Raw genomic sequence first — 3,009 nt, forward strand, 5'->3', positions numbered from 1 at the left:
CGTCGGCACAGTGGGCATTGACCATGTACTCGACCGAGTCGGCGATGAGCTCGCGCGACGGCAGCGAATAGAGCATGCCGTCATGACCCATGGCGATGCCGTCGTCGACAGCGATGGTGTTGAACTCCTTGGCGACGCCGCCGGCCTTTTCGATCTCGCGGGCGACCAGCTGGCCGAGATCCTTGAGATGGACGTGACCCGGCACGAACTGGGTGAAGGAATTGACCACCGCGATGATCGGCTTGCCGAAATCGGAATCCTTCATACCGGTGGCGCGCCACAGGCCGCGGGCGCCGGCCATGTTGCGGCCGTGGGTGGTGGTGCGGGAGCGATAGGCGGGCATAGACTGTCCTTGCTGTCTGCGCCGCGCCCGGACAGGCGCGGAAAACCGGAATTGAGCGGCGTTATATACGCCGCGGTCTGGTCTGGCCACGGTTTTGCGATGCGCCGGGATCTTGAGCCAAGACGGTAAGCCGGCCGAGGCAGTAAAAAAAGTCAGAGGTGCTGTCGGATCATGTTTTGCCCGAGCGTCCTTGGGCAGACGGCGCGGACGGGCATCAATCGCCAGCCGGCCGTTTTACGAGTGACAACAAAAACCAGCCCGAGGAGCAAGCAAATGCAAAAGATCACCCCCTGCCTGTGGTTCGACGACCAGGCCGAGGAGGCCATGAACCATTACATCTCCATCTTCAAGAACTCGAAGGTGCTGAGCGTGATGCGCTGGCCCAAGGGCAGCGGCGATCGTGAGGGCAAAGTGCTGGTAACCTATTTCGAGCTCGACGGCGTTCAGTTCCAGGCGCTCAACGGCGGGCCGCAATTCAAGTTCACCGAGGCAGTCTCGCTGTCCATCGACTGCAAGACGCAGGAGGAGGTCGACTATTTCTGGGACAGGCTCATCGAGGGCGGTGGCGAGCCCAGCCAGTGCAGCTGGCTGAAGGACAAATTCGGCGTCTCCTGGCAGGTGGTTCCCGAGCAGTTGCCGAGGCTGCTGCAGGACCCCGACACGGAAAAGGCCGGCCGTGTCATGCAGGCGATGATGCAGATGACCAAAATCGACATCGCCAAGATCGAAGAGGCGGCCAGGGGGTGATCGAACGCGCTCGTTCCCTTCTCCAGTGGGGAAGGGACGCAGCTCAAGCCGCCTTGTCGCGGACCTGGTAATCCTTGACCGCGGCGAAGCGGATCGCCTTCCAGCGCTCGGCCTCGTAGTTGAGCGAAAAGGCGTGCTGGGCCAGGAACACCGGGTCGTTGTCGAGATCGCGGGCAATGTCGCCGCGATGCGCCTCGATGAAGCGATGCACCTCGGCCTTGTCGTCAGCCGATATCCAGCGGCAGACGGAAAAGCGCGACATCTCGAAATCCACGGGCAGCGTGTATTCGAAGTTCAGCCGCTCCTTCAGCACGTCGAGCTGCAGTGCACCGACAACGCCAACGATGGCCGGTGAACCATCCTCCGGCGAGAACAGTTGCACGACGCCTTCCTCGGCCATCTGGTGCAGCGCTTCCTTCAGCTTCTTGGCCTTCATCGCGTCGCCGAGGCGAACGCGGCGCAGGATTTCCGGCGCGAAGTTCGGCACGCCGCGAAACAGGATCTCCTCGCCCTCGGTCAGCGTGTCGCCGATGCGCAGCGTGCCGTGATTGGGGATGCCGACGACGTCGCCGGCGAAAGCCTCGTCGGCGGTGACGCGGGTGCGAGCGAAGAAGAATTGCGGCGCCGACAGGCTCATCGGTTTTCCCGTGCGCACCAGCTTGGCCTTCATGCCGCGCTCGAGCTTGCCCGAGCAGACGCGGACGAAGGCGATGCGGTCGCGGTGGTTGGGATCCATGTTGGCCTGAATCTTGAAGACGAACGACGTCATCTTGTCCTCGGTCGCCTCGACCTTGCGGGTATCTGCCTCCTGCGCGCGCGGCGGGGGCCCGTAGGCGCCAAGCGCCTCGATCAGGTCGCGCACACCGTAATTGCGCAGCGCCGAACCGAAATAGACCGGTGTCAAATGACCCTCGCGGAAGGAATCGATGTCGAGCGGACGGCAGGCTTCGCGCGCCAGCTCCAGCTCCTCGATAAAGCCTTCGCGCTCGTTTTCCGGCAACAGGCCGGCGACGCGGTTGGAATCGGGACCGTTGACCGGCGTGCGGTCCTTCTCGGCGTCGCCCTTGCGTACCGCGTTCAGCGCCAGATGATAGGTACCGGAAAAGGTTTTGCCGCGGCCGATCGGCCAGGTGATCGGCGCGGTGTCCAGCGCCAGCTTCTGCTCGATCTCGTCGAGGATTTCGAACGGGTCGCGGCTTTCGCGGTCCATCTTGTTGACGAAGGTGATGATCGGGATGTCGCGCAGCCGGCAGACCTCGAACAGTTTCAGCGTGCGCGGCTCGATACCCTTGGCGGCGTCGATGACCATGACCGCCGCATCGACTGCCGACAGCGTGCGATAGGTATCGTCGGCGAAATCCTCGTGGCCGGGCGTGTCGAGCAGGTTGAAGACGTTGTCCTCATACTCGAAGGTCATCACCGAGGTGACGACCGAAATGCCGCGCTCGCGCTCGATCTTCATCCAGTCCGACCGGGTCTGGATGCGATCCTTCTTGGCCTTGACCTCGCCGGCAAGCTGGATGGCGCCGCCGAACAAAAGCAGCTTTTCGGTCAGCGTCGTCTTGCCGGCGTCCGGATGCGCGATGATCGCGAAAGTGCGGCGGCGCTCCACCGCGTTCGTGATGTCTTCAGCCAATTTATGGAATCCCATGTGGTGCGCGGGCTTCTAGCAGCGCTTTTGCAGCCTGTCGAACAATTTTGGGCGGATGGCCGGTCTTGAGATAGGGTCGCCGCAACGACATCAGAAGACCCGATTCGACAAAGGACCATCCATGAGCGCAGCCAAGCAAGTCATCGTCGTCGGCGCCGGCATCATCGGCGCGTCTGTCGCCTGGCATCTGGCGAAGGCCGGCGCCGACGACGATGACTTGCTTGGCTGCGCTCATGGATGGTCCTTTGTCGAATCGGGTCTTCTGATG

Annotated in this window: 4 protein-coding genes; 2 read left to right on the top strand and 2 right to left on the bottom strand. The window is 62.6% G+C overall.

The genetic code is table 11. The features are described 5' to 3' along the window. A partial coding sequence (locus EOA86_RS28630) for a dihydroxy-acid dehydratase (protein WP_206630160.1) occupies positions 1 to 343 on the bottom strand: 343 nt, incomplete at its 3' end. Positions 344 to 616: 273 nt separating this feature from the next. Between EOA86_RS28630 and EOA86_RS28635 the strand changes: the two genes are divergently transcribed. Beyond that, on the top strand, positions 617 to 1,090 hold the full coding sequence (locus EOA86_RS28635) for a VOC family protein (protein ID WP_095521056.1): 474 nt from the start codon (positions 617 to 619) through the stop codon (positions 1,088 to 1,090). A gap of 43 nt (positions 1,091 to 1,133) precedes the next feature. On the opposite strand, the gene EOA86_RS28640 is transcribed toward EOA86_RS28635, so the two are convergent. After that, on the bottom strand, positions 1,134 to 2,726 hold the full coding sequence (locus EOA86_RS28640; protein ID WP_065005997.1) for a peptide chain release factor 3: 1,593 nt from the start codon (positions 2,724 to 2,726) through the stop codon (positions 1,134 to 1,136). A gap of 136 nt (positions 2,727 to 2,862) precedes the next feature. Here EOA86_RS28640 and EOA86_RS41575 point away from each other — a divergent pair. Further along, on the top strand, positions 2,863 to 3,009 hold a 147-nt coding region (locus EOA86_RS41575), incomplete at its 3' end, for an FAD-dependent oxidoreductase (protein ID WP_164892064.1).

The organism is Mesorhizobium sp. M5C.F.Ca.IN.020.32.2.1 (genome assembly GCF_004023105.1).
GTDB lineage: Bacteria > Pseudomonadota > Alphaproteobacteria > Rhizobiales > Rhizobiaceae > Mesorhizobium > Mesorhizobium wenxiniae.